The sequence below is a fragment of the Mesorhizobium sp. M7A.F.Ca.CA.004.12.1.1 genome, assembly GCF_003997835.1.
Taxonomy (GTDB): Bacteria; Pseudomonadota; Alphaproteobacteria; order Rhizobiales; family Rhizobiaceae; genus Mesorhizobium.
In genome coordinates, this window is the sequence record NZ_RZRK01000922.1 from 1 (window position 1) to 2,274 (window position 2,274).

Genomic DNA, 2,274 nt, shown 5'->3' on the forward strand with positions numbered 1-2,274 from the left:
TTTTAGGCCCGCGAGAACAGTATCCATTTTTCCTCCCCTGGAGCCGCGAGCCTTCGCTCGACGCCTCGCAATGATGCTCCATCCAGCCTTTGACGCCCCGGCGCAAAGACACTCCCCAATTTGCCCCAGAGGCGAATGCTTTCCGACTGTCGCGTCGGTGAACATTTGCCTTTGTTGACAAACGAATGTTTTATTGGGGTTGTCAGCTGCGATGTCAATTGGTTGCGCTTCGGCCAATCGAGCCTCGGCGGTCGTCCCTTCCGAGACGATTTCGCGGGAAATTGCCGGTCGCGACCGGGTTTCGTTGGCAAATAGAACCCGTTCCCTGCTATCCGACCTCAAATCACGAAGCTGTGGACATTCCTGCATGACCAACGTCGCCCTGACCGGCCTTGCCCGCGATCTCGCCAGGCGTGCCGCCGAGGGCCGCCCGGTGCGCATCGGTGTCATCGGTTCGGGCGAAATGGGCACCGATCTGGTCACCCAAGGCATGCTGATGCCAGGCATTTCGATCTGCGCCGTCTCGACGCGCCGCCCGCACACCGCGCGCGATGCCATCCGTATCGCCTATGGCGACGAAGCCATGGCCGTCGAAGCCGACACCGCGTCGAAAGTCACCGGCGCTATCGAGAGCGGCAAGATCGCCGTCACTTCGAACGAGATGCTGGTCACCAATCCGCTGATCGACGTCGTCATCGACGCCACCGGCAAGCCGGGCGTCGCCGCCGATTTCGACCTCATGGCGATGGAGCACGGCAAGCATCTGGTGATGATGAACGTCGAGGCCGACGTCACCATCGGCTGCTACCTCAAGCAGCAGGCCGACCGGCTTGGCGTCGTCTATTCGGTGGGTGCGGGCGACGAGCCGTCGAGCTGCATGGAACTGATCGAATTCGCGTCGGCGCTCGGGCTGACCATCGTCTCGGCCGGCAAGGGCAAGAACAACCCGCTCAACCACGATGCCGTACCGGACGACTATCGCGCCGAAGCCATCCGCCGCAACATGAACCCGCGCATGCTGGTCGAGTTCGTCGACGGTTCCAAGACCATGGTCGAGATGTGTGCCATCGCCAACGCCACCGGGCTGGTGCCCGACGTGCCCGGCATGCACGGCCCCAAGGCCGACCGCGATGACCTCGCCAAGGTGCTGATCCCGCGCGAGGATGGCGGTCTGTTGCTCAGGAAAGGCGTCGTCGACTACACGGTCGGCAAGGGCGTCGCGCCTGGCGTGTTCGTCATCGTCGAGGCGACGCATCCGCGCATCATCGAGCGCATGGACGACCTGCATATCGGCCACGGCCCCTACTACAGCCTGTTTAGGCCCTATCATCTGACCTCACTGGAGGTGCCGCTGACCGCCGCCCGCATCATGCTTTTCGGCAAGCCCGACATGGTGCCGCTGCCGCAACCCGTTGCCGAAGTCTGTGCGGTCGCCAAGCGGGATCTCGCCGCCGGCGAGACCTTCGATGCGATCGGCGAGACCTGTTACCGCTCCTGGACGATGACCGTCGGCGAAGCCCGTGCCCAGCGCGCCGTGCCGGTCGGCCTGCTCGAGGGCGGCAAGGTGCTGAAACCGGTCAGGAAAGGCGAATTGCTGACGTCAGACAATGCGTCGCCCGACCAGACGACAAGGCTGTTCGCCTTGCGCCGGCTGCAGGACGAGATGCTCTACGGGGCCTGAAAGGACCACGCTGGCGCTGCTACGACAAATGATAGATTGTGGGGCAAATGTCGCCAAGGTCGGTCACATGAACCTTCGAATCAGGAATCCGCTTGCCCGCGAACTGGCTCGCCAGCTTGCCGCCAAGCGCAAGGTTTCCATGACCAGAGCGGTTATCGAAGCGCTTGAAAGTGAACTGAAAAACGCCCGTATGCCTCTGGCGGAACGGCTGGCTGCAATCGCCGGTGATTTGAGGTCCAAAGCGGGCAAGGCTGGCCGGGTCGTGAGCAAGAATGAGATCGATGCCATGTGGGGTGGCGGCCAGAATGACGCCTGACAGGTGCACAGGGGTTGTCACGTTGGAAGGCCTGCTGGCAGCTCGGATTTCGTCGTTCGTTTCGATGGATCATCGTAGACATTCGGGATTGACCGGAGCCTTCCCAACTTCGTCATCCACGGGCGGAGCAGGAGCGAAGCGACGTCGCGGAGACCCGAGGATCCATGCCGTGATCTTGGTCGAGGAATGCAGCGGAGCAGAATTCTGCACCGCAGCAGCGCTTTGAAGTCGCGGCATGGATCCTGGGGTCTGCGCCGCGTCGCTGCGCTCCTTGCTT

2 protein-coding genes are annotated in these 2,274 nt (G+C 62.5%); both read left to right on the top strand.

Translation table 11 applies throughout. The features are described from left to right. The first annotated feature begins 367 nt into the window (after positions 1-367). The gene (locus tag EN984_RS31745; RefSeq protein WP_127272181.1) at positions 368-1,681 is read left to right on the top strand and encodes an NAD(P)H-dependent oxidoreductase; all 1,314 of its coding nucleotides are present in this window, start codon (positions 368-370) and stop codon (positions 1,679-1,681) included. Between the two features lie 67 nt (positions 1,682-1,748). Beyond that, entirely contained in the window at positions 1,749-1,997 is a 249-nt protein-coding gene (locus tag EN984_RS31750) for a type II toxin-antitoxin system VapB family antitoxin (RefSeq protein ID WP_127272130.1), read from the top strand. Positions 1,998-2,274 lie beyond the last annotated feature (277 nt).

What these genes read in the sequence shown, in the direction of transcription:
- EN984_RS31745 (WP_127272181.1), top strand. Translation starts at nt 368, where the DNA reads ATGACCAACGTCGCCCTGACCGGCCTTGCCCGCGATCTCGCCAGGCGT.
- EN984_RS31750 (WP_127272130.1), top strand. Translation starts at nt 1,749, where the DNA reads ATGAACCTTCGAATCAGGAATCCGCTTGCCCGCGAACTGGCTCGCCAG.